The organism is bacterium (assembly GCA_022616075.1).
In the GTDB taxonomy this organism is placed as follows: Bacteria; Acidobacteriota; HRBIN11; order JAKEFK01; family JAKEFK01; genus JAKEFK01.
On sequence record JAKEFK010000274.1, the window covers coordinates 1 to 24,743 of the forward strand.

General features: G+C 48.5%; 24 protein-coding genes and 3 tRNA genes. 8 read left to right on the forward strand and 19 right to left on the reverse strand.

Annotated elements, in window-relative coordinates; translation table 11 throughout:
* Position 1 precedes the first annotated feature (1 nt).
* Positions 2–715, reverse strand: coding sequence for a hypothetical protein (locus L0156_22490; GenBank protein MCI0605767.1), 714 nt, complete (start codon positions 713–715; stop codon positions 2–4).
* 413 nt (positions 716–1,128) lie between these two features.
* Here L0156_22490 and L0156_22495 point away from each other — a divergent pair, with 413 nt between their 5' ends.
* The gene (locus L0156_22495; protein ID MCI0605768.1) at positions 1,129–1,284 is read left to right on the forward strand and encodes a hypothetical protein; all 156 of its coding nucleotides are present in this window, start codon (positions 1,129–1,131) and stop codon (positions 1,282–1,284) included.
* Between the two features lie 101 nt (positions 1,285–1,385).
* Positions 1,386–2,168 carry a recombinase family protein gene (locus L0156_22500; GenBank protein MCI0605769.1) on the forward strand — a complete coding sequence of 261 codons (783 nt, stop codon included), beginning with the start codon at positions 1,386–1,388 and terminating at the stop codon, positions 2,166–2,168.
* Here the strand turns inward: L0156_22500 and L0156_22505 are convergent.
* The 12 genes from L0156_22505 to L0156_22560 all read right to left on the reverse strand — a co-directional run bounded on the left by L0156_22505 (position 2,086) and on the right by L0156_22560 (position 13,779).
* Positions 2,086–2,676, reverse strand: coding sequence for a hypothetical protein (locus L0156_22505; GenBank protein MCI0605770.1), 591 nt, complete (start codon positions 2,674–2,676; stop codon positions 2,086–2,088). The genes L0156_22500 and L0156_22505 overlap by 83 nt on opposite strands.
* Before the next feature lie 33 nt (positions 2,677–2,709).
* Positions 2,710–3,066 (reverse strand): toll/interleukin-1 receptor domain-containing protein, encoded by a 357-nt coding sequence (locus L0156_22510; protein ID MCI0605771.1) that lies wholly within the window; start codon positions 3,064–3,066, stop codon positions 2,710–2,712.
* A gap of 94 nt (positions 3,067–3,160) precedes the next feature.
* A complete protein-coding gene (locus L0156_22515) occupies positions 3,161–4,363 on the reverse strand; it encodes a class I SAM-dependent methyltransferase (protein MCI0605772.1) in 1,203 nt (400 codons plus the stop codon).
* A 64-nt stretch (positions 4,364–4,427) separates the two neighbouring features.
* Positions 4,428–5,471, reverse strand: coding sequence for a galactose-1-phosphate uridylyltransferase (gene galT / locus L0156_22520; GenBank protein ID MCI0605773.1), 1,044 nt, complete (start codon positions 5,469–5,471; stop codon positions 4,428–4,430).
* A 224-nt stretch (positions 5,472–5,695) separates the two neighbouring features.
* On the reverse strand, positions 5,696–6,058 hold the full coding sequence (locus L0156_22525; GenBank protein MCI0605774.1) for a YraN family protein: 363 nt from the start codon (positions 6,056–6,058) through the stop codon (positions 5,696–5,698).
* Positions 6,043–7,428: a cysteine--tRNA ligase gene (gene cysS, locus L0156_22530; protein MCI0605775.1), complete on the reverse strand. Its 1,386-nt coding sequence runs from the start codon at positions 7,426–7,428 to the stop codon at positions 6,043–6,045. Before cysS ends, L0156_22525 begins: the two co-directional genes overlap by 16 nt.
* The gene (locus tag L0156_22535) at positions 7,415–8,602 is read right to left on the reverse strand and encodes a glycosyltransferase (GenBank protein ID MCI0605776.1); all 1,188 of its coding nucleotides are present in this window, start codon (positions 8,600–8,602) and stop codon (positions 7,415–7,417) included. The genes cysS and L0156_22535 overlap by 14 nt, the downstream gene beginning before the upstream one ends.
* Positions 8,603–8,696: 94 nt before the next feature.
* Positions 8,697–9,764, reverse strand: coding sequence for a glycosyltransferase (locus L0156_22540; GenBank protein MCI0605777.1), 1,068 nt, complete (start codon positions 9,762–9,764; stop codon positions 8,697–8,699).
* Between the two features lie 62 nt (positions 9,765–9,826).
* A complete protein-coding gene (locus L0156_22545; GenBank protein ID MCI0605778.1) occupies positions 9,827–10,912 on the reverse strand; it encodes a glycosyltransferase in 1,086 nt (361 codons plus the stop codon).
* Entirely contained in the window at positions 10,912–12,081 is a 1,170-nt protein-coding gene (locus tag L0156_22550; protein ID MCI0605779.1) for a glycosyltransferase family 4 protein, read from the reverse strand. The genes L0156_22545 and L0156_22550 overlap by 1 nt, the downstream gene beginning before the upstream one ends.
* Before the next feature lie 123 nt (positions 12,082–12,204).
* Positions 12,205–12,801, reverse strand: coding sequence for a hypothetical protein (locus L0156_22555; GenBank protein MCI0605780.1), 597 nt, complete (start codon positions 12,799–12,801; stop codon positions 12,205–12,207).
* A 48-nt stretch (positions 12,802–12,849) separates the two neighbouring features.
* Entirely contained in the window at positions 12,850–13,779 is a 930-nt protein-coding gene (locus L0156_22560) for a decaprenyl-phosphate phosphoribosyltransferase (GenBank protein ID MCI0605781.1), read from the reverse strand.
* 138 nt (positions 13,780–13,917) lie between these two features.
* On the opposite strand from L0156_22560, the gene L0156_22565 reads away from it, so the two are divergent.
* The 4 genes from L0156_22565 (at position 13,918) to L0156_22580 (ending at position 18,539) form a co-directional block, all read left to right on the forward strand.
* On the forward strand, positions 13,918–14,181 hold the full coding sequence (locus tag L0156_22565) for a hypothetical protein (GenBank protein MCI0605782.1): 264 nt from the start codon (positions 13,918–13,920) through the stop codon (positions 14,179–14,181).
* 181 nt (positions 14,182–14,362) lie between these two features.
* A complete protein-coding gene (locus L0156_22570; GenBank protein MCI0605783.1) occupies positions 14,363–15,844 on the forward strand; it encodes a B12-binding domain-containing radical SAM protein in 1,482 nt (493 codons plus the stop codon).
* A 138-nt stretch (positions 15,845–15,982) separates the two neighbouring features.
* Positions 15,983–17,380 carry an amino acid permease gene (locus tag L0156_22575; GenBank protein ID MCI0605784.1) on the forward strand — a complete coding sequence of 466 codons (1,398 nt, stop codon included), beginning with the start codon at positions 15,983–15,985 and terminating at the stop codon, positions 17,378–17,380.
* Position 17,381: 1 nt separating this feature from the next.
* The gene (locus L0156_22580; protein MCI0605785.1) at positions 17,382–18,539 is read left to right on the forward strand and encodes a N(4)-(beta-N-acetylglucosaminyl)-L-asparaginase; all 1,158 of its coding nucleotides are present in this window, start codon (positions 17,382–17,384) and stop codon (positions 18,537–18,539) included.
* Between the two features lie 78 nt (positions 18,540–18,617).
* On the opposite strand, the gene L0156_22585 is transcribed toward L0156_22580, so the two are convergent.
* From L0156_22585 to L0156_22610, 6 genes are all read right to left on the reverse strand, one after another.
* Positions 18,618–19,367 (reverse strand): hypothetical protein, encoded by a 750-nt coding sequence (locus L0156_22585; GenBank protein ID MCI0605786.1) that lies wholly within the window; start codon positions 19,365–19,367, stop codon positions 18,618–18,620.
* 146 nt (positions 19,368–19,513) lie between these two features.
* Complete coding sequence (locus L0156_22590) at positions 19,514–20,200, reverse strand: ion transporter (GenBank protein MCI0605787.1); 687 nt, start codon at positions 20,198–20,200, stop codon at positions 19,514–19,516.
* A gap of 48 nt (positions 20,201–20,248) precedes the next feature.
* Positions 20,249–20,334, reverse strand: a tRNA-Leu gene (locus L0156_22595).
* A gap of 120 nt (positions 20,335–20,454) precedes the next feature.
* Positions 20,455–20,526: transfer RNA gene (locus L0156_22600), tRNA-Cys, on the reverse strand.
* Between the two features lie 89 nt (positions 20,527–20,615).
* Positions 20,616–20,690 (reverse strand) — tRNA-Gly (locus L0156_22605).
* Between the two features lie 63 nt (positions 20,691–20,753).
* Entirely contained in the window at positions 20,754–21,143 is a 390-nt protein-coding gene (locus L0156_22610; GenBank protein MCI0605788.1) for a response regulator, read from the reverse strand.
* Between the two features lie 110 nt (positions 21,144–21,253).
* On the opposite strand from L0156_22610, the gene L0156_22615 reads away from it, so the two are divergent.
* The gene (locus L0156_22615; protein ID MCI0605789.1) at positions 21,254–23,272 is read left to right on the forward strand and encodes an ATP-binding protein; all 2,019 of its coding nucleotides are present in this window, start codon (positions 21,254–21,256) and stop codon (positions 23,270–23,272) included.
* On the forward strand, positions 23,269–24,615 hold the full coding sequence (locus L0156_22620; GenBank protein MCI0605790.1) for a sigma-54 dependent transcriptional regulator: 1,347 nt from the start codon (positions 23,269–23,271) through the stop codon (positions 24,613–24,615). Before L0156_22615 ends, L0156_22620 begins: the two co-directional genes overlap by 4 nt.
* The last annotated feature ends 128 nt before the right edge of the window (positions 24,616–24,743 follow it).

Here is a 24,743-nt window from a genome sequence, read left to right on the forward strand (position 1 = left end):
GTTAGGCGGAGCTGGGGCTGGAATACGATGAAATCAGGAGACGGCTGAGTGGCCAACTGCTTATGTAGCCGCCAAAAATTCCTGTCATACCGGCACCCAGAACCCAGGTTATCGTGTGATCTAGCAGTGTTGGCGACTCTGGATCGAAAACACCGGACCTGATTGCAGCGAACATAACAGGCGTGGTAAATGCCATTCCTATGCAGAAGCCCAAGATCGTCGCGATTGTCCATACCAATCGTCGGCCCTTAAATCCTTGAAAACTCACCCACGCGGCGGAGCCAAGGACGGTGAAGCCTAAAATCCAATCAGTAGGTGGGCGATAGATCTTCGCTCCAAATTGGAACGCTGCGGTAAACACAATGGTGGCACCAATGATTCTTGCTGCGCTAACAGATAGCCATGGCCCCAGCGCAGCACGTTGTGCCGAGAAAAGGATCAAGCCAACGACAAGGAGACCGAGCGTATGTGCGATGTCCTGTGCAAATGTTAGATCATCCCCATGGGGACCCGTGATGCCATGGCCTATAAGGCTGAAAAGCAGGAAGGCAATGATCAACCCAACAACATTCGCGAACCACCACCGATACCGCAACTTTCTACGATTGTCTTTAACCGAAGCCGCTATCTCAGTCATTAACTCTTCTCCTTTGTTCAACACTTCCCTTTTTGCGCCGCCGAACGTATAGGCTTCTATGCGGCAACTCGCTCGCAAGACCCGGTAGGTAGAGTATCAGAAAAGCGGAATGGTGAAAAATAAGTGAGAAAGAGTCAGCGAGTTGCCGTATAGAAGTCCGTTGGACGAAACCGCGGCGGTCGGTATGGGTAATGAAGGTCGATTTGAAACTGAGGGCACTTATTGTTGGAATGAATTGAGATGAGAAGTTGTGAGAAGGGGATCTCCATTCCTTTCCGCAGATTATTTGACCGTACGTCTGAAGGACGGACTGCGAATCGCAATTCCATCCTGGATGCTAGATCCGATTCTCTGCGATCAGCTAAAAGAAGAGGATTCACCGCATATTGCTATTTCCGCCCTTCTGTCTCTGTGCGATTTGGTGGACAGCCAACCCTTGCTTTCCGCCGCGGAGTCCTGTAGTTCTGGGCCTCAGAAGAAAGGAGGTTCTGATGCGACAGAACAAGAAGACACTTGCAAAAATGCAACAAACCCTACCCTTCGCCCGAAAGGATATTTGGAGGCATCTTCCAAAAGAGCGGCGAGATCAGTGCCGGGATCTTCTGAGCCGGCTGCTCCGCGAAGTGATCCGATGCGAAGCAAAATAAGAAAACTGCAATGAGCCATGAAGCGATTCTCTCAGCGTTTTCTTCAGCGGATCAAGAATTTACTACCGTATTAGATTTAATTTCTTAGATAGGAGGAATCAATGAGTGATAAAATCCAGGAGCATCACCTTCAACGGACCGCTTATGTTTACGTGCGCCAATCCACTATGCAACAGGTTCGCTACCATAAGGAAGGGCAATTGCGACAATACAGCTTGGAAAAGCGAGCTCAGGATCTGGGTTTCCGCAAAACGATTGTCATAGATGAGGACCTGGGCCGAAGTGGAAGCGGACGGGTCGACCGGCTGCTTTTGGGATTGAAAGGGACAATGAGTGAATTCGAACTCAGTTTGTTCCGGCAGCGTGCCAGACAAGCCTTTGAGCAAAAGATTGCGCGGGGTTATGTAATGTGGGAAGTTCCGGTGGGATTCGTAAGAACTGAAGATGATCGCATCGAAAAAATACCGGATCTCCAGGTACAGGAAGCAATTGAAAGTTTGTTCAGCAAATTCCGTGAATTAGGCAGCGCCAGACAAGCCTTGTTATGGTACCGTGATGAGCAAATTCCGCTGCCGGAGGCAAAAGCAGGAACTTCGGGTGAGGAAATCATCTGGTCTTTGCCGCAAGGAAACCGTATACGCCAAATTCTGAAGAACCCCTGCTATGCCGGAGCACTCGCCTATGGTCGATCCGCTGCACGCGTAATTGTCCAAGATGGAAGATCCTGTCAGTCCTCCACCCGGCGCAGGAAGCCCATTGACGAATGGAAGGTTTTGATTCGCGATCATCATGAAGGGTATATTACTTGGGAAGAATATTTGCAGAATCAAAAAACCCTGGAGGCAAATCTACGAACAGTAAATCGTACCGGCGAAGCACCTTGAGGCATTCCAATGTGGCCTCGAAATCGCTGTGATAACGTCCCTCATGTTGGGCTAGATAGTGCTTGGCAACATCCAGCAAGATGAGGCAGGGAGTGAATGTGTTACCCAACACCGCTCCCAGTTCCAGCCAGGAGTCGAGTGCATGTCGCAAAAGCATTCCGTGCACGTTGGCAGGTACCAGTTTTGAAGTATCTAGAAACGCACCGCAAGCCTCAGTCGTCTCTCCAACATAGTTGTGTGACGTTCGAGCGATTTCGTGTAACCGAAGGACGTACGCCGTCACGGACTCGCTGCGCATTTCATGAGACACTTCGATCATCAACCTCACGGCATACATCTCATCGGCATAGAGATCGTAATTTTCGTGAAGGTGACGAAGAACAGTCGTCGCCGAAAACTGCATCACGAAAGCAGCATAGTCCTTAATCCAACGTGATCTTTGGTCCAAACTCCAGTACTTGTTTACCGGCCGAAAAGCGTCAGCCAGATTCGAGGTTAGGGCACGCACGACCGTGGTGCGCAGCTGCTCCAGTCCGAGCTCTCAGTTTTCATCAAGATCGATGGTCTGTAGGCGTGCAATATCCCCAATCAGATCACAATCGTCAAGACGGACCGGGACGATGAACGGCTGATTCTCCGGAAACGCAGAATGCCTACGAAGAGCAGCGTCAATTTCTTCATGGAGGAATCTCTTTCTTGCAAATGCAAGACGTGAGAGGAGGAGGATGAACAAACTGCTTTCAGCAATCGCGGCGAAGATAGTCTCTCTCCAGTTCTCTCCCGGTTGGAGATTTTCCTTATCCATCCAGGGAGACAGTTCCTCAATGGAGGCTAGATACGCGTAGATCCGACGCGAGGACTCGATGTCTTCGCGCGCATAGCTTATGAATACCTTCAACAGCCTGACCTCACTAATCCTCCGCTTACGCCTGCTCGGCTTTTCGCTTCTGTCTATCGCAATCCATTCAAGAAAAACGATTTTCGCATAAAACTTATTTCCTGTATCCGATTACGTAATACTCCAGCGATTCGTACAAGAAACGGTTCAATCTTCCAGTTAAGGACTTCAAGTACTCATAAACCGCCGGATGGAAATCTTCTTTCTTTGGTTCGGGCAGTTTTTGTTGCTCCGGAACCGGCGAAATCAGATGAGCTTCCACATCTTTGAATCCGGCGTATCGAAGCATAAAGAGAAGGGTTTCCGGATGGACAGGGAAGACATGCGTGGGATCTTTAAAAAAGAGATGGTGAAATCCAAAAACGGATAAAGGATTTACTGTTTCCATCACAAGAGGCGCGCCTTTTTTCATTACGCGATGCAAACAGGAAAGCAAATTGTGCACTGTTTCCGGTGGCAGATGCTCCACAACCTGCGCGCAGAAAACTGCGCCGGTGCTCTCCAGCTCCAATTTTTGAACGTGTTCAAAAATATCTTCTGCTGTGGCATTCAGACCTGCTGAGCGCAAACGCTCCACCTCATATTCGCTGATGTCGACGCCGTACGCATTTTTGCCGGATTCTTTCATCAGCTGCAGGAATTCACCTCGACCGCAGCCGAGGTCCAGGATCGGTTCCGGCGCATTCTCAAAATAAGGCAGGTAGCGGCGGAGCGATTCTTTCAATCGATCGTAGGGTTCACGGAAAACCTGTTCGAACACATGATATCGAAAATCTTTCTCCCTGGGTGAGGACGCAGGCGTTCCGGCAGCAGGCGCGGACGGCACGCCCGCGGCACTTTTTCTGACCTGGCCCTCCAAAGAGGCAATTTGCATCTGCAGCTCATCCAATTTTTTCGCAATGTCTCCCACGTGATAGGTTACGTTGTGGTTTTCCTCCAAACGTAATTCCTGGATCTTCGCATCCATCCATGGAGTAATCTGCTGGAAATACTCAATCTGCAACGCGAGAAGTTTGCTCAATTGTGTTGTTGTCGAACGTAAGTAATCCAGAAGTTCATTGATCAGATGCACCGCGCGCGCGTTGAAAACCTGTTGCTGGTCCGGTAGGGCGTAGATCTCGTTCATCTCCTGCTGAATTTTTTGCAGCAGCGGCACACTTTGATCGATCGTTGGAATGGAGTGGAGCTGATCGATTTTAGAGAGCCAATTGTTGTAGATTTGCTGAAGCCGGCGAGCTGCTTCTATCGCTGCCTGCCAATCTTCATGCGCTTGCCTGGACCAGGGAGGATCACCCAACTCTTAATCCTTTGAAACCACAGATAAACACAGATGAACACGGACAGAATCTAAAAATCTGTGTTTATCTGTGTTCATCTTTGGTTTGATTTTGCGCTTCTTTCTCCGGCCCGGGGACCGCTTCGCGGAGATACCGCGCTGCTTCTTCCGGGCAGGTAGGATTGATATAAAATCCGCTTCCCCATTCAAATCCTGCCACTTTCGTGAGCTTCGGAATTAGTTCGATGTGCCAGTGATAGAAATCCTGTGTATTCTCATAAAACGGGGAAGAATGGATGATCATGTTATATGCGGGCTGGTCCAGAACACGATCCATTTTTCGCAAGACTGATTTAAAGAGTTTTGCCAGATTATCGTATTCGCGTTTTTGCGCGTTTTCGAAAAGCGAACTGTGCTGGCGTGGCATGATCCACGTTTCAAAAGGAAAACGAGGAGCGAAAGGAGAGAAAGCGATGAAATCGTTGTTCTCTTCGATCAGGCGCGTTCCTTCGGACTTTTCCTGCGTGATGATATCGCAATAAACGCAGCGATCCTTGTAGTTGAAGTAGTTCTTCGCGCCAGTGATTTCTTCTCCTGCAAGCTTAGGAACGATCGGTAATGCGATGATTTGCGAATGACTGTGTTCGAGCGTTGCTCCTGCAGGTTCTCCGTGATTCTTGAAAATGAGAATGTAACGAAAACGTTTGTCTCGTTTTAAGTCCAAAACTCGATCCCGGAAGGCCCAGAAGACGTTTGCTATATCTTGAACGGGCATCCTGGAAAGCGTCATGTCGTGTTGCGGCGTTTCGACAACCACTTCATGCGCTCCAATGCCGTTCATTTTGTCAAACATGCCTTCACCCTGGCGTTCCAGCTCTCCTTCGATGTGCAAAGCGGGATACTTGTTGGGTACCACGCGAAGACTCCAACCGGTTTGATCTTTGCCGGTTCCGTTGCGCCGGTATGCAAGAAGCTCGGGCGGTGTATGCTGCTCATTTCCTTCACAGAAAGGACAAAAGCCCCCTTTTCGTTCCACAGAATATTTGCCGTAGCTGGATGGTCTTTTCTCCCGTTCTGTGGAGATAATCACCCAGCGTCCGCTGACGGGGTCGCGTCTTAATTCAGGCATTGAACTCCTTTGTGTAGTGGCAGAGCATTTGCCAAATTAGAAGCATAGGCGTGGCGTAAAACAAAATATTTATCTGGTATAAGCATGGCATTTATCGCAATGCTCTGCAGAGTTCGGAAACAAGCAGAGCATTTTCGATGTATAAGGGATCCTGCGTACGCCTGAACCTCATAATTAGACTATGTGCAATCCAGGAGAGTGGAAAATGCTCTGCCACTACCATATTAAAATGCATTTTGGATCCATTCGATTTCTGCAGCAGAAGTATCCTTCATCGTAATACTCAAAACATCAAATCGGTACTTCTGATCCCGCTGTGATGGTTGTTGCTGCACGTAAAATTTGGCCGCTGTTTTCAAATGTTTTCGTTTTCGATAGCCCACCGCTTCCCATGGCTGAGCGAACTCATTCGAAGCGCGTGTTTTGACTTCCACAAAGAGTACGATTTTCCCTAATCTGGCGATAATGTCAATTTCTCCATGAGTACCTGCTCGAAAATTACGCTCCAGAATTTTGCATCCTTTCTTTTTCAAGAAATTGCATGCGTGCTTTTCGCCGAGCGGCCCCAGACTCACGACTTCTTCCACCGCGTGCCGCCCGGTGTATCCTCCAGAATGATTCCCTGCGAGAGAAGGAGGTTCCGGATTTCATCCGCCATCCGAAAATCCTTTTTGCGACGCGCTTCATTGCGTTTTTCGATGAGCGCTTCAATTTCATCCGAGATGGTTGTTTCCGGAAAACTTGCAACTGCAAAAACCTGATCCATTTTCCGGATGAGTGCTTCAATCGCCTGCGCGTCCTGCGCTCCCAGCTGCCCTTTATCGGCAAGCTTATTCAGCTGGTAAATCATTTCAAAGAGCGCTCCCAGAGCGCCCGATATGTTGAGATCATCATCCAGAGATTCTTCGAATGTTTTTTGCGCCTTCAATAGGATTACTTCTACTTCATTAGAACGCCCTTCCGGAAACGAATCGGAATGAAGCCGGTACAGGAAATCCTTCAAACGGCCGACCGCTCCTTTCGCCTGCACAAGACTTTCGTCACTGAAGTTTAACTGCTTGCGGTAATGAACAGACATCAACATGTAACGCAGAACGACTGGATCATGACCTTCCTCAATCAGCTCGCGTACGGTGAAAAAATTTCCTTTGGATTTTGCCATCTTTTCACCTTCCACCTGGAGGTGAGCGCTGTGTAACCAGTAGCGCACAAAAGTCTGGCCGTAGCATGCTTCACTTTGAGCAACTTCATTTTCATGATGAGGGAAAATCAGATCGACACCACCTGCATGAATATCGATAGGGATTCCAAGATACTTGATCGACATGACTGAACATTCCAGATGCCAGCCTGGGCGCCCTGGTCCAAAGGGAGCATCCCAGTAATCCTCATCGTCTCTACGCCCCTTCCATAAAACGAAATCCTTGGGGCTCTCTTTTGTGTATTCGTCAGAATCAACGCGGTATCCATCAATCAGTGCTTGTTGATCCAGCCCGGACAGTTTGCCGTAGTCCGGCAGCGCCGTGATTCGAAAATAAATCGAATCGTGACTTTTGTAGGCGTAACCTTTCTCCAGCAATTTCTGCGTCATCTCGATCATTTCCGGAATGTGATCGGTTGCGCGAGGATATTTGTTTGCAGGCAGGATTTTCAGAGTGTCTCTGTCTTCAAAAAACGCTTGCGTATAAATATCAGTATATTCCCGCAAACTCAGATTTTGTTTTCGGGATTTCAAAATCGTCTTATCATCGACATCCGTGATGTTCATTACATAGTTGACGTCGTAGCCTTTGTATTTCAGGTAACGGTAGAGGACGTCTTCAAACAGGAATGTGCGGAAATTTCCGATGTGCGCGCGATCGTGCACCGTAGGTCCGCAGCAATACATCGCCACTTTTCCCGCGTGAAGGGGAACGAATTCTTCGAGCTTCAGTCCTGCGGTGTTAAAAAGTCGCATGCTGATTGACGTTGGCATTGAGATTCAAAGTTTCTTCATAGACGGTCAGAACCCGCGGCCAGCTGTAATAACGATGAACATATCGTTGACCATTTAACCCGAACAGATGGCGAACCCGGTGGTGTCTCATGAGGTAATCGACGCAAGCGGAAAAATCATAGTAGTCATTATAGAATAGCCCGGCGTTACTTTTTATGCAGTGTTCTTTGAGGACTGCGCTCCCTTCTTTTACGAGCACAGGCGTTCTCGCGGCAAATCCTTCCAGTAGAAGCAACGAAAGACTTTCCATCACAGACGGAATAACGACGGCGAGAGCCCCCTGCAGCGCTTCCGATTTTTCCTGCTCACTTAAATACCCCGTATAGATAATGGAAGGGTCAGCAGGGAGGTTCATACTGAGGTGCCCGGAGAGAATCAGAAAAGGGAAGTCATCCAGATTGTGTTTTTTCTTCTGGTAAAACTCTACCAGTTCGGCGCAGCCTTTTCCTGCGTCGATTCGGCCACCGTAGTAAAAGTAGTCTTCGATCAATCCCTGTTTGCGTTTGAACGCTTTCCGGTTGATGTGAGCCGGAATTTCAACGCCCACACCACCAACTCTTAAAACTTGCTGAAGCTGAAAGAGGGACTGCGCGAACTCTTTTTCGGCAGGAGTGTTGAAGATCAACGCGTAAGGGAGCGAAAACACCTGGCGAAACAGTGACAGCCGGATTGCAGGTTCATCATGAGCGGTTGGAACAAGCACGCTTTTTTCAGGCGCAATTTGCAAGCCATGATAGGCGGGATAATACAGATAAGTGAAGAAGAGAAGACGATCGTACGTGCGGTGCATCGATTTCAAAAAATCAATCAGGGATGGGCTATAGGGGCCCTGATCATCCAGCCACCGGAGCTCGTCTTCTATTGTATGGTTGTTCTGGTAAAGCTGATCTGAAAACCGGTTGAACTCTTCAAGATTCCGCGTCCGTTCCGTTTTAAATCTGTAAATCCGAACTCCGTTCAGCGAGCTTCTGCCTTCCGGATATTCATTCTTCCAGGAGATATAATCCCGCGCGCACGTTGTCAGCACTTCAACGTCATGCTTCCGGGCAAGTCGTTCCGCAATCATCCGGCACAGATGTTCCGAGCCGCCCGTAATATCGGGACCGTAACGTTGAACGATGACCGCAATCTTCATCAAGAGACTATTCTAACCGCCAAGCCGCCAAGAACGCCAAGAAAATTCAAAACTCTTTTCTATTCTTCGTCTTGGCGCCTTGGCGTCCTGGCGGTTACAAAAAAGGTTTCAAAAATTCATCAATCGCTTTCTGAACTTCTACCTTACTATATCGCTTCAATTGCTCTCTTTGGCCTTCCAGGACCTGAGTTCGAAACGCCGAATTTTCGCGCAATCGATGCGCCATCGTGGCCAGCTCCGGATAATTCTTGCGCTCAAACTGAATTCCTGCAGAGCCAAGAGTATGCGGAATCGCCGTGCTTCTGTAAGCGAGGATGGGAGTATCACAAATCATTGCTTCCACCAGCGGAACGCAAAATCCTTCATGCGCGCTCATGGAGACCAGCACGTGCGCCGATTTGTAATAAGCGACTAGCTCGGACCAATTCACGTGTCCCGTGAAGAGCACATCTTCCGGCATCAAGCCATACCGCATGGTCAGCTCTTTCAGTGCACCTGTATAAGCGGGCACAACATTCGTTTTTCCGATAAAGATCAATCGCGCAAGGGGCGTGCAGAAACGTTTGTAAAAATAATAGAGCCGGATTACATCCTCCAATTTCTTGTTCGGAGCGATCCGCCCTACGCACAGGAAATTGTACAGCTCGTCCTGTATCGTCTTTTGAACGAAAGGAGAAGGTTCCACGCGATAGCGTTCTTGATCCACAAAAATGGGAAGGACACACGTGGAGCGGTAATTCAGCTTTTCCAATTCCTGCCGGTTGTATTCCGAATCGCCGGCAGCGCGATCCACACTTCCGGCCAGATCGGCAAGCTGCTTCCTTGCAACGGTTGCAAGTTGAACGAGCGCTTTATCGTAAGGAAGCCAAAAATAGGCAGGCGTAACATTGTGATAAATCACCGCTTTTTTCGCCTGACTCTGTTTCAAAAAATCCGACATTCCGGATGGGAGCGCAAAATGCAGAATCAAAACGTCCTTTGCGGTCAATTCGGGCTGGACCTTGCGAAAGGAGATCGCTTCCTGCGCCACCGGCTCATCGATATCGTACGCATAGATTTCGGATGCGTGTCCCTTTTCGCGCAAGTAATTGCGAATCATTTGAGCGCTGTCACCAATGGCGTCTCCGTAGTGAAGCGCCGGTACGAGTTGATGGATTTTCACTGTTGTTTAACGCAAGTGGCGCGGACGTCTCGTCTGCGGAAGTTGCAGGCGAAATGCCCGCACTACTTTACTATGGAAGGTAAGGTTTTCAATTCTTCCAGATTTTGCAGCAAAGTTTCTTCGAACGGAAATTCGTCTTGTTTCTTTAGCTGCCTTTGTTGGGCTTCTAAGATTCGGGCGCGAAGCTCCGAATTGGAGCAGATGCGATGAAGCATTTCTCCGATTTCAGCGTAATTCTTCTTTTGATTTGCGAGGATCGCTCCTTCTCCTGCGGTGTAAGGAATCGCGCAACCATCCCAGGCAAGGACCGGCACGTTCATGTAGAACGCTTCCAGCAGAGGAACACAAAACCCTTCATGCTCGCTCATGATCAACAACGCGTCTGCAATCTTGAAATAAGCGAGAATCTCTTCGAACTGAATGTGTCCCGTGAAAACCACTTCCTGGACGCCCAGATCGGTAACTATATTTCGCAGCGCGAACAGATAGCGCTCGAATCCTCCCCAGAGCCCGACAAAAATCAGCCGGCTCAAAGGATTCACGTATTTCTGATAGTAAGCAAATGCCTTCAGGCAATCTTCCAGCTTTTTGTTCGGAATCGCCCGGCCGACTACTATAATGTTAGTACGATGATCATCGTATAGCTGCATCGTTAGCGGGTCCGGCTTGCCGTCAAATTTATTGAAATTGAGCCGGATCGGTAGCACGCCCGTGCGCTCAAAGCCGAGCGACTCCAGCTCCTGGCGGTTGTACTCGGAATCAGCAAGAGCCAGCGGGGCATAGTCTTTGAGCTTTGCGAGTTGGCTTCTTCCCGCAAGGCATTGATAAGCCAGCAGGCTGTTGATATCCACAAACCACTGGAAGGGTGTGATGTTGTGGTAGATCAACATTTTCTTTCCACGGCAGTAAGGCACAAAGAGTCCGAGCTCGGATCCAATGGAAAAATGAATGATCATCAAAACGTCATCGCTTTGATGGAACTCATAGTCAAACATGGGCCGGACGTGCTTTGCCATTCGGGGATGAACGATTTCAGAATAGATTTCGGAATTGTATCCGTTTTTTCTCAAGATCCGCTGGATTTCGAGAGTGTAATCTCCGATAGCATCTCCGTAACTGAGCGCGGTCACAAACTGGTGCGCGTCCATCAGTTTTTCACAGCCTCCATGAGCCGTAAATATTTTTGCTCAACGATTTCCCAACTGTAATTTTCCTGATAAAAACGTCTGCCATTCTGCCCCATAACGGCTCGTGTTTCCGGATTCTTTTGAAGATGATGCAAGCAGCGTTGGAATTCCTCATAGTCCGTATAAAAAAGACCGGCGTTGCTCCGGATGGTCTGTCCCATTAAAACACGACAGTTACCATTGGCGAGCGTCGGTTTTCCCATGGCCCATGCCTCCAGCAACACCATGGACAGGGACTCATAGAAAGAAGGCATGACTAATAACTCGCTGGCATGAAGCGCGTCGAATTTGTCCTGATCATTCACAAATCCCAAATGGAAAATGGAACGGGCGTCCGGAATTTTCATGATCGGAGAGCCGATTAATACGAGTTTCAGCGTGGACTTGTCCTGCGCTTTGAATCGCAAAAAGAAATCGAATAGTTGTCCGCATCCTTTATTTTCATCGATCCTTCCTACGTATATGAGAAAGGGATCCTGTATGCCAAATTTCTTTCGGAAACTCCAGCTGTCTGTGTTCGGTGGGATTTCAGACCCAACGCCGACCACGTCGCCGGGAACCTGATAATTAGCGCTGAGTCCTTGAATCAATCTTTTTTCTTCTACGGAGTTATAAACAAACCCCTGGGGCAAATGGAATAGACCTTTAAAGATTTTGAAGTGAATAACCGGGTCCGGTTCAGCCGTGGGAACAAGAAGAGATTTGTGAGGCACGGTTCTGATGCCATGAAAACTGTGATAGTAGCGGTAAGAAAAAAAGATAAAGAACTGATAGTTGTCTTTGTTTTTTTTGATGAAATTGATGAGATCCGTGGAACGTGGACCCTGTTCCTCCATCCATCTGAGCTCGTCCTGTTCTGTATGAGGATATTGAAGCAATTCATCTTGCAACCGTCCGAACTGATTCGGATTTCGTTCCTGATCCACACGAAATCTGCGCACAGGAATGTTGTTAATCTTTTCGATTCCGGGCGGATAAACGTTCCGCCAGGTGATGTAATCCTTTGCGCAGCTTGTCAGGACCTCCACTTCCAGATAGCGCGCAAGGTGTTCTGCGACGTAGCGGCAATGAAGCTCCGCTCCGCCGTTTATGTCCAGTCCGTACCGTTGTATTACAAACGCAACTTTCATTTTATGAAACCGCCAAGACGCCAAGACGCCAAGAGAAAAAGTAATATTAACACCTGGCGAACTTGGCGCCTTGGCGGTTCAAAAAAATGAGGGAAGGGCGACCCGAAGGCCGCCCTTGATGATTTATTGCGAGGGAGGTTCCACCGCGGAATGGATCCTGGCAGGTTGCGCATTTCTATTGTCTCCGGATTCTCGCCGGTGCTGGCGATCGCGATGCCGTCTGTGATTCGAGCCTGAATTGTTGTAGCGCGAATGTTCCGGACGATGTCGTCCACCGCCACTTCTCTTTTTGAAGTGATACATTTCTACCTGCAAAGCAGAAGTCTTGTAGACCAGATCTTGAATTGCCTTGAGATAGAGATTGTTTAACGCTGTCAGGCGATGCACCTCATAAGCTAAAGGATCCAGATTGACAAATAGCTTTGTAATTGGTTTTAACAGCCGCCGAATCACTCCAAGGATGGTTCCGATTCCGGGACGTTTGGAAACGTAGAGCGTTCGGGGATCATAGGGTTCAAAAAATGTTTGTTGTTTGATCAGGTCCGCAACTGAATCCGGGACCTGTGCGTTCTGAATCAAGGTTTGAAACTCACTTTTGGCTTCTCTTTTGATTCGATCGTCTCGCGTCAGTTCTGTCCGGTTTCCGGAAGCGGACTGACGGATCTTCTTCATGATCTCCACCACATCGATTTGATGGGAGGGGATCTTGACGTCTTTCATATTCTCTCCTTACGTTATTTCCCGTTTCCTGTCAGACTTTTTGCCTTCTTACTTCGCGGAATAAATGATCCCAACACAAGCCACCACCCACAAAATAATCGAAATCAGCAGAGGCTTGTCTGAATAAAGGTGAACGCTGGGACTTCCGCCTTCGTTTTTCTGATGAATCAAGTAGAGGTAGCGGAAAATTCCAAAAATCACAAATGGAACTGTGAAAGAGAGTCTATCTGTATGGAATTTTGCTACCGTTTCTTCCGAGACCGTGTACAGGGCATACGCCAGCACACAGGAGGCTGTAACTACACCAATCATCTGATCAAGAAGATAGGGACTGTATTCTGCCAGGTTGGTACGATGCTTGGTTGCATCTTCTGATAACAGGACCAACTCGTGGCGTCGTTTACTGAGCGCCAAAAACAGCGCGAGCAGAAAAGTGCAAAGTAGAAGCCAGAAAGATGACTCTACTCCAATCACCACTCCGCCGGCGACTGCGCGCAACACAAAACCCGTGGAAATTGCCATCACATCCAGGATGGCAATGTTCTTAAAGTAATAGGTATATCCGATCGTGATTGCTGAATAGATCAATGCGATCTGGAAAAATCCAAGGTTGATGAGAAAAGCAACCAGCAGAGCTACCGCATACAGAGCAATTCCGGAGACCGCCGCAAAAGAGCGGCTGATCCGTCCTCCGGCAATCGGACGCTGGCTTTTGATAGGATGAAACCGGTCTTTCTCGTAATCAACGACATCATTGAGCAGATAGACCGCGCTGGAAAGGACGCAGAAGGTCAGGAAAGCGCACACGGATAGCAACAGGTGGTGCGGATCTCCTAACTCTTTCGCAAAAACAAGTGCGGCAAAAATGATTAGATTCTTTGTCCACTGATGGGGACGCAAACTGAGGAAAAAATCTTTTACCGGAGCTTGAGATCTAGTCGATGCAATCGGTTCTGCCGTCGCTACAGTTTCGTTCATCCAAATCGGCTCAGCATAATATTCAACATATATTTTATCAAAACGGCTGATTTGTGTCAACCAGAACCCGTCTGAATTCAATGTTTTAGCCGGATTTTGATTGCTAATTCGCCCGCGAGGTATTATCGTTCCAACTGAATGGCTAATGAACGATCCGTTTTTGACATATATAAAGAAAAGCTTGAGGATCACGAAACGATGATGGGACCTGTTCAAGGGAAATTGGCAGTGCTTCTGGATCTCTTAACAGATTCGATGATTATTGTGGGTAAGCATGGTATCTACTGCCGTGGAAAACGAAGCGGTGAACCGAGTCCCGATATGGAGGCAATCATGGATGGGCTCCTTCATAGCAAGGAGCTCGTGCAAGTCTTGATGGATCATTTCCGTAAACGGAATTGAGACTTACCACAGAGCAGGCAGAGAGCGCAGAGAAAAATCTGTAAGTTTTCTCTCAGGGCCTCAGCGATCTCTGCGGTGAAGTAACGTTGACAGTCGAAATTCGAGATGATATAGTTGCCTCGTTTTTAATGGTTAGTTCCTTAGAAAAAAAAGTTAAACAAAGAATTTCAAGGAGATGAGGATGAATAACGGAAAGCCTAGCGTCCTTCTGATTAATCCCACCTTCAATGTCCATGAGCATTACGGAAAGCTCAGTGATGCTGCATCCCTGTTACTGCCTGTTTCATTGCTGTATTTGGGCGGAATGTTGGAGGCGAAAGGAGTTCCCGTTCGGATTATGGACGGTCAATGTGACGATCTGTCCGAGCCGTCGTTGTTGAAGATGATCGACGAAATGAAACCTCTTTTCGTCGGTATCACAATGTTAACCCCGACATCGTTTGACTCTCATAAGCTTGCTGCAATTATCAAGAAAGGCTATCCCAATTTGTGGATACTCGCCGGCGGAACCCATCCGACCGTTCTTCCTGAAGAAGTGATGGAAGACCGGAACATTGATTTGATTGCGATCAGTGAATCGGAACACACTTTGATGGATGTTTACGACGTGATCCTGGATGGCGGAGATCCAAAGGCTCTGAAAAATATTCCTGGCATTTGGTATCGGGATGGCGATGACGTTGTGAAAACGCAGGATCGCCCGCTCTTTAGCGATCTGGATAAGCTGCCTCTGCCGATGTGGCATGGCGTGAAGATGGATTTGTATCACCAGGTTCCCGACAGCTCGTTTGCCCGCCCTATGCGGGTCATGATGTCCTCACGCGGATGCCCTTTCAAGTGCATTTTCTGCTCAGCGCGTCAGGTTTCCGGTTTCAAATACCGCGCTCATTCCGCAGATCGTGTAGTGGAGGAGATGGAGATTCTGATCAATCGCTACAATGCGCGCCAGATCATTTTCCTGGATGACAACTTCATCATCAGTAAGAAACGCGTTTTTGAAATTTGCGAAAAGATGATGCAGAAAGATTTCCATAAAAAAGTTGTCTGGACTGCTGCCGGTCGCGCCGATGAGGTCACGGAACCTTTGCTGAAGGCGATGAAAGATGCCGGCTGCAAAATGATTTCTTACGGAATCGAAAGCGGCTCGCCTCGTTTGCTTGAGCTCATGAAGAAGGGGGAAAAGAAAGAACACATCGAGAAAGCGGTCGCAATGTCGCGTAAAGTTGGATTGAAAACGCGCGGTACATTGATTCTGGGTTTCCCAACAGAGACCAAAGAAGAATCGCTGGAGACCATCGATTTCGCGAAACGGCTCGGCCTCGATTTCGCAAAGTTCTCACTGGCGACTCCTTATCCCGGCACAGCGCTTTACAACATCGCGTTAGAGCGCGGAATGCTGCAGGGAAAAGATTGGTCCCGGTTCAATTCACAAGCCGGCTATTCAACGTATGATCCTGTTTTCATTCCCGAAGGGCGAACGGCATCGGAAATGAAACAGCTTCAGCGTTATGCGACAAAGTCCTTTTATCTCAGACCGAAGCAAATTGCGGAGTTGGTGACTCACATTTCCGGCTGGTCTGATATCAAATTGTATTTAGAGGTTGTGAAAGAAATTATCACAGCCCGCAGGACTCAAACAGGAGAGGCTTTCCTCAACCATTAAAAACGCGATATTCAAGCCCCGCTTCGCGCGGGGCTTTTTTTTTGTCTTGTTCACCGCAGAGCACGCTGAGAACGCAGAGATAAAATAAAGAGATTTTTTCTCTGCGCCCTCTGCGCTCTCTGCGGTAAAATTTTATGCATGCCTGGGTTGGAAAGGGGATTAAAACTTTTTGCCGCGATCTCCATTGTAATTTGCACTGTCATAGGCACAGGTATTTTTCTGAAGGCGCGGGTAATGACGTGCAATGTCGAAACTCCTGCCATGGTATTGCTCGTCTGGGTCGCAGCGGCACTGCTTGCACTTGCAGGCACGCTGACGTACTCGGAGCTCGCTGCGATGATGCCGGAGGCCGGGGGGGAATACGTCTTTTTGCGTGAAGCCTACGGACCGCGGTGGGCATTTGTCTATGGCTGGACCCAGTTCTCCATCTGTTACTCAGCTTCACAGGCCGCAAAAGCAGTCGCATTTGCGGTCTTCCTGAATGTATTGTTGACCGGTTCACTGGAAACAACTTTTTTTAGCTGGACAATTTCGGGTCACACCATTTCATTTGGCTGGTTGCAGATCATCGCTTTATCGATCGTCGCTCTCATGACTGCGATCAACTGTTTTGCTGTTTCGGTCAGCGGTGGAGTGGCCTCATTTTTGACCGTTTTGAAAATTGCTCTGGTGCTTGGAATTGGCTTTGGAGCGTTGGCTTTTGCAATGGGAGATTGGTCGCACTTCCAGCTCAGTAATATTGGCGGAAGTTGCGAGGGTGTTTCGCGAAGTGCGATAGGCGGTTGGTCCGGATTTGCTGCAGCAATGCTGGGAGCTCTGTGGGCATATGATGGCTGGAGTAATTTGACGATTCTGGCGGGAGAGGTGCATGATCCTGGAAGAAATATTCCGAGAGCGCTCATCGGTGGGATGTTGACGATCGCCGTGCTGTATGTGCTTGTCAACCTCAGTTACTTCTATGTGTTGACGCCCGTGGAAGTTGCAAGCGTTACGCTGACATCGTCCGTTGCTACCGAAGTAGTACTACGTTTTTTGGGTCCGATCGCAACGGGGTTGATGGCTGCAGGACTGATGATCTCCACTGTTGGTTCTTTACACACCGGAATTCTTACGGCCGCGCGAGTGCCTTATGCGATGGCCCGCGATGGCTTGTTTTTTCGAGCTCTGGGAGACGTGTCCGAACGGAGTCATGTGCCGGTCCATGCCTTGATTGTGCAGGCGGTCTGGATCAGTTTCCTGGTTCTGTCCGGTTCTTTTGACACGCTGACAGACTATGTGATTTTTGCCGCCTGGATTTTTTACGGATTGAATACCGCTTCTGTATTTATTTTCCGGAAAAAGCTGCCGGATGCGCCCAGACCTTATCGCACGTTCGGCTATCCCTTTGTGCCGGCACTCTTTTTGATCGTTACCGTGTGGTTGATTGTTTCCACCATCACAACAGCGCCGTTACGATCTTTGATTGGCATAAGCTTTATAGCGCTCGGTATTCCGCTCTATTCGTACTGGGATCAAAAAAAGAAAAAGGAGGTATAGCATGCAACGTCGCGAATTTCTAAAGAAAACGGGCCTTCTTAGCGCGGCTCTGGCAGCTCCATCGTTAATGGAGGGCCAGAACGCACCGGAAGTAATAACGCGAAAGGGAATACGTCCGGTTGTGATTTCCTCGGCCAATGGGAACTGGTTCAAGAATGGTGGAAAACAAACCTGTGTGGAAAAGGCCTTTCAACTGATGAGTGAAGGGAAGGATGTGCTGGAATCGTTAATCGCAGGTGTAAACATTGTTGAACTGGATCCAGAAGATGATTCTGTGGGTTACGGCGGCTTGCCCAATGCGGATGGCGTCGTTCAACTGGATTCGTGTTGCATGCATGGGCCGAAAAAACGCGCAGGTGGTGTGGCTGCGCTGGAAGGCGTTCGCACTCCATCCAGAGTCGCCTGGACTGTGATGGAACATACAGACCATCACTTGATCGTTGGAGAAGGAGCGCAAAGATTTGCGCGCAATATGGGATTCGTGATTGAAGACGATTTGAATACCGAAAACTCGCGCAAGGCATGGTTGGAGTGGAAACGAAAAACGGACCCGAAGTATTATCTGGACCCTGAAAAACGCTCGAAACTGGACCGCAAGATTATGCGCGAGATGGTTGCTCAAGGCATTCTTGCAAGCACGCGGATGCATGGAACGATCAATTGCGACGGGATCAATGCAAAAGGAGAGATCTGTGGTGTGACGACCACCAGCGGTCTGTCCTGGAAGGTTCCGGGACGGGTGGGCGATTCGCCAATTCTGGGAGCAGGGCTGTATATGGATGGCGCAACCGGCGCAGCCGGCTCCACAGGACGCGGCGAAGCAAATCTCTTTAATCTTTCCTCTTATCTTGTGGTGGAAGCACTCCGCCGCGGCATTCATCCCAAGGACGCAGGGATGGAGGCTCTCAAACGTATTAGAGCGAATACTGTAGAAAAAAGATTGCGAAAAGCAAACGGCGATCCGAACTTCAATATCAATTTCTATGTCCTAAATGCGAAAGGGGAGCACGCGGGCGTCGCCATGTACGCGGAAGATGAGGATGAAAAGGGATGGGCCGGACAGAAAGAGGGTCGTTTTGTGCGATACAGCTACTGCGACGAAAATGGCGCGCGAACGGTTCCTGTGGAAGGCTTGTTGCCCGGTACTTCGGATGACTAACTCTTGAACAGAAGGAAGCGAAGATCGCGAAGAATATAAAAGAATCTTTGCGTGCTTTGCGATCTTCTGTTCAAAGAATTACTGATCGATGATGAGAGTGTGTCTCGAATCGTAGGGAGCGATTTGAAAACTGATCTCGTTCTTTCCGATCATCCTGTAGCGCGCATCCACTACAGATCTTGCACTGCTGTTGTCGAACGCCTGGTATCCGGTAGGTCTTGGCAATTCAAAAGTGACGCCTTGAAGCTGAAGCTGCAAAGTTCCTTCGCGGGTCAATTGCACATTTTGAGCGCCTTGCACCAGAAAGCGGATTTTTTGGGGATCGCCTCCCGGCGCGATGAGAAAATCAAAATCCAACAAACGCTGATCTCCGTGAAAAATCATGTCCACATCGGGATAGAGGTTTGTGTACTTGACCCTTGCATAAGTCGGAATGTTTGTGAGCCAATTCGGAGATTTACTTCCAAAAAAATCGCTTCTTGCCAATCTGGGATTGAGAGTCGTGATTTCAACATTCGGCAAAGCGTTTTGAAGCAAAATCTGCAATTCAAAATACTGAGGTGGCTCGTTTGATTTGGGACGCGCCAAAGATGTGAAGCCAGCAAGAATCATCCCGGAAGATGTGAAATAGGTTGTATACTCACGGCCGCGCGCAAGAAACTTGACTTCCGGAACTTTGGTGATTGTAACGCCCGGTGCTATGACCGCCGGTTGTTGCTTTTTCTCAATTGGATGCTTTGGCACGGCGGCGAGCGCGGGAATCCATTGTGTTAGGATCAGAAGCGAAATGGCGGTGACGGTCGTACACCGTAAAAGAGGTTGAATCATCTCCGCCTCTCCATCTGTGTTGGGGTTGTTATCTCACAACAGCCGGAGAAATGTCAAGAATTTACCGATAGTTTTTTGAACAGAAGGACGCTAAGCACGCAACGAGGAAGAATATTTTTTTCTTTGCGACCTTCGCGATCTTCTGTTCAAATATCTTTTTCTTTCTCTTCCTGTGCCTTCTGACTCACAAACCAGGAAGCTGTTGCCCCGGTGAGTGATCCAAATAGCCCTACGCCTACCACCATCAAAAATGTCGCGATAACCCGGCCTTCGCGAGTCACAGGATATCTGTCGCCGTAGCCTACAGTTGTAACTGTGGTGACGGCCCACCACAAGGCGTCTTCCGCCGTCTTTATATTTGCACCGCTGGTGGCTTTTTCAAACTGTAAAACGGATAAGCTCGCAAGAACGACGAAAATCATTGACAACATCAACATGGCATACAGCGCATTCTCTGCTTTTCGTTTCAAGATCATGGAACTCAAAATGCGGGCACCACGAATCGCCCGCAGGACTTTTATGATCCGGAAAATCCTTGCTGACCGGGCCACTCTTAAAAACGCAACAGCAGGGATGCTGGAAAGAAAATCCAACCAACCCCAGGTGTACATGTATCTCCAGCGATTCTTCGATCTTTTCAACGTGATCAGGAAGTCGACCATGAATACTGCGCAGAGGAGAATATCCGCGCCTTCCAGGATTTTATTCGACTCGGCGTCGAGCTCAACGACGGAACTGATGATGAATAGAAGTAGTCCCAAACAACTCAGAATCAGAATAAATAAAAGGTAGGAGCTGGATCTGGCTTCGGATGTGTCTGTCTTTCCGTTCACAGCAACTTGACGCGCAACGCATCGACTCGTAGACGCGCCAACGCTTTATGCCGAGGGTCGGACTCGAACCGACACGGAGCTTACGCCCCCCAGGATTTTAAGTCCTGTGCGTCTACCAATTTCGCCACCCCGGCGAAGATCGTCGACGCGTTGAAGGTCGTCTGAGCGTTGGCGCGTCGACGCGTCTCCGCGTCAGAGACGCAAAGACCGGACGCGACAGACGCGTATAGACGCCAGACGCGTCGACGCGTTTAAGGCGGCGCGCGGATTCGAACCGCGGAATAAAGGTTTTGCAGACCTCTGCCTTACCACTTGGCTACGCCGCCATAGGATTCACCGCAAAGTACGCAGAGAACGCCGAGAAGAAAATTCGATTTTTTCTCTGCGGCCTTCGCGTTCTCTGCGGTGAAAAGTATGGAGCGGGAAACGGGATTCGAACCCGCGACCTCAACCTTGGCAAGGTTGCACTCTACCACTGAGTTATTCCCGCCAAAAACTTCAATTTCGACTGCAAGAAAATATAACAGAAAGACCGGAAAATGTCCAAAAACGGTCAATTCTTATTCACGATGGAATCAGTAATCATTGCGAAGACCTTCTGCTGTTCCGGCTCATTTTTATCCATGACTGCAAGACATTCTGAGAGATGGAATTTCTGATGCAGGAAATCGGCATTTTGAAAACTGGCAATGATGATCCGTTTCTTATCCAGTCCTTTTTGTGTGGCGTAGCTCAGAAACTTTTTGCCGTCGATGGTCGGCATTTCCAGATCTATAATGAGAAGATCAATTTCCGGAGTCAGTGCTGTCAGAGCCTTGAGAGGATCAGTATAGGTATGAACCGTAACTTTTTCTCCGTAACGTTCCTGAAAAAACTGTGTCATTCGGTCACAAAACAATTGGTTATCGTCCACCACGACGATCAGTTTCGGCTGCTTCTCCATAGATTTTCATTTTATCATTCAGTCTCTGATTCGAAAATGCCCGCTGTGATACAATTCAAAAAGACTCAAGAGTTCAAAGGGTGAAAGGCGTTCAAGGAGAATCTGACTTTTTGTTAGAACATCCCTTGTTTCAAGATTTTTGCCTGGATGATCTTCAGCGAGTTGGGGTGATGCTGGCCGAGCTTGTCGAGTCTATTTCCAATCCTGCAACTGAGGAGGATTTCCTCGATCAAACGCTAAATATTCTGAGCGAACGGCTAAGATCAGCCGGCGTGTTCCTTGCGATTTCGGATGCCCGCTACCCCGGTATTTATCGTGTAAGGGAAGGACCAAATCAGGATCCGGTGAAGAATGTACAGGTACGCGCTCATATCGATGGATTACTGATTTCTGGAATTGATTCGATTTTTGCGGAGATTTTGGAATCCTTACCCGGAGCGGAGTCTCAAAAGGTGACGCTGGTCCGTTCGCCGCATTCAGAGCAGGAGCGCATCTTGATCATCGTTTTCGGATCAAAAGAACCATTGGCTGTGCCGATTCTTACGCTTGCTGAACCAATGATCCGTACGCGCCTTCAAGCTTTTCGTTCTCAGGCTGCGCAGGAAAGGGGTCTGTTGTTTCTAAACGGAGTGCATGAAACTTCCCGAAAAATGCTCCGGCACCTTCTCTCGCAATCGCAACTCCTCGCAATACTACTGGAGGACTCTCGAAAAATACTTCGCGCGGAGTCGTGCGCTGTTTTGATTCCGACCGATGAAACGCACAGTGACTATGTTGTGCAGGCACAGGTCGGATATGCAGGGAATAACCGGCCGATACCAGGCGCATTGTTTTCACAAGCTTTTCTGGATTACGAATTGAATGATCGAAGGGCGATCTTTTATCGAGCTGGTGAGAAGGAAGTGTGCCTTCTTGTGCCGTTATCACAACGACAATCTGTCGGGGGGATCCTGTTGTTCAGCGGAAGTGATTCTTCTTTTCAATACAGTGGCGATGATTGGCGCCGCGTTGCCGAAATGTTCGGCGATTTTGTTTCGATAGCAAACGAAACGGCGATTTTGTTCGATCGATTTGCGGCCAGCCAGAGTGAATGGGAAAACACTTTTGATTCGATTGCTGATCCTATTTACATTATCGATAACGAATACAGGTTGAAAAAGATCAACAAGAGCTTGTCTTTCTACGCGATGAAGAGCATCAAGATGCCCATGGACCCTCAGTGCTACCGTTATCTCTTTAATCTGAATTCCATTTGCCCATGGTGCCCTGTTCCTAAGAGTCTCGAAACAGGAATGCCTGAGTCGATAGAATCGCCGCTTTTTACAGGTGGAACGTGGCAGATTCAAGCTTTTCCGTACACCGATAAAGATGAAAATCGCCGCGGCTCGATCAATGTATTGCGCGACATCACTGTGTTGAACCGGATGCAGGAACAATTGATCGAAACAGAAAAACTGGCGTCCGCTGGAAAATTAATCTCGGGTGTGGCGCATGAAGTGCGGAATCCGTTATTTGGAATATCGGCAACCGTTCGCGCTCTCGCGAATGAGTTGAAGGAGAAGCAGGACATTCAACCTTACCTCGACATCATCATGTCGGAAACAACGCGTTTAAACAGGTTGATGGAAGATCTTCTGAACTACACGCGGCCGGTTAAGATCGATAAGAATCCGTCCGACCTGATCGAACTGGTCAATGAAGTGATTGAACATTTTCAGCATTTGCCCGAAGCTCAAAATGCGCAGTTCAACGTGATCGCGGGTGATAAAATCCCTCCCATGAACATGGATCGCAATAAGATGAAGCAGGTTCTTGTGAACCTTCTGGAAAACGGAATCCAGCACGCCAAGGAAGATCCGCGCGTCGATATATTTCTTCAGTATTTATCCCTGGCGGACCCTCCCGAAATTTATCTGGTGATAAAAGATAACGGCACCGGTATCACAACGGACAACCTGACTAAGGTGTTTGATCCGTTTTTTACGACCCGTCAAAAAGGGACCGGCCTCGGGCTTTCCATCGTGCGGAAAGTGATTCACGACCACGGAGGCCGCATCTCAGTCGAATCACATCCCGGAATCGGAACAACTTTTCGCGTTACGCTTCCGCTGGCCGGCATGAGAGCATGAACGCAAAAGTTCTTATAGTGGACGATGAGGAATCGATCCGTTTCGGTTTGTCAAAACTCCTGGCACAGGCAGGCTATGAATGTTTTTCTGCAGGCACAGCCGAAGAAGGATTCCGACTCTTTAGCGCGCAAAATCCCGCCATCATCCTGCTCGATTTGCGCTTGCCCGATATGGAAGGTTTGGATTTCCTGCGAAAGCTTAAAGAAAACGACAACTATGTGTCCATCATCATCATGACTGCGTACGGCACTATCGAAACTGCGGTGAGCGCGCTCAAATCCGGCGCTGAAAATTTCCTGACAAAACCGATTGATCCTGATGGTTTGTTGATTCAAATCAAGAAGACGCTCGAGCTTCAGGAAGTTCAAAGGCGAAGCGACTATTTGCAGATGCAGCAGGAGTCGAAAGCCACCGACTACTTTGTCGGAAGCAGCGACAAGTTTCGGAAAGTGCATGAATTCGTGAAACTGCTTGCGAAAAACGAAAGCACCGTTTTAATTCTTGGTGAGACCGGAACCGGAAAAGGATTATACGCAGGCATGATCCATAACCTCAGTCCTCGCGCCCAGAATAATTTTGTGGAAATCAATTGCGCCGGAATCTCACGGGAACTTCTGGAATCAGAATTATTTGGTTACGATAAAGGCGCTTTCACGGGGGCCGTTGGAAACAAAGCAGGATTATTTGAGCTGGCCAACGGAGGCACCTTGTTTCTGGATGAAATCGGCGAAATGCAGCTCGATGTTCAGGCCAAACTACTCAAGGTGATCGAAGACAAGAAATTTCGCCGGCTTGGTGGAATTCAGGAAAAAGTTGTCGATGTGCGTGTGATCGCCGCATCAAACCGGGATCTGTTAAGCGAAGTGCAGCGCAAGAATTTTCGTGAGGATCTATTTTACAGGCTCAACGTAATCAATCTAAAGATTCCCTCCCTTCGTGAACTGAAAGAAGATATTTTGCCGATGGCCGATTATTTCTTGAAATCGATCTGTAATAAGCAGGGAAAGCGGTTTGAAGGATTTACCCAAGCTGCTAAACAAGCCATTCTAAACTATTCGTGGCCGGGAAATATCAGGGAGATGATCAACCTGATTGAGCGCAGCGTGATTCTTTCGAGCCGTTCTCACATCGATGTGTCGGACCTTGGGCTGCCGACTCCTTCTAAAACCCCGGCGCTCGACGATGACACCGGTCTGGGCTCGCTTAATGAACTCGAAAAGGGACACATTCGCAGGGTGCTCACGGCCACCAACAACAATCTCAGCCGCGCCGCGGACATTCTCGGCATCACTCGCGCAACCCTTTATAGTAAGATCAAAAGGTACAATCTCTCAACACTTTGAATGAATAGTGTATATTTGTTATACGTTACAGCCTAATCCGTTTAAACACTGCAACTTGCAAGTGGCAATGTATATTTTTTAAACAGACTTTCCCAGTGGCAGTTGCTACATTCTCGACGAAGCTGAGG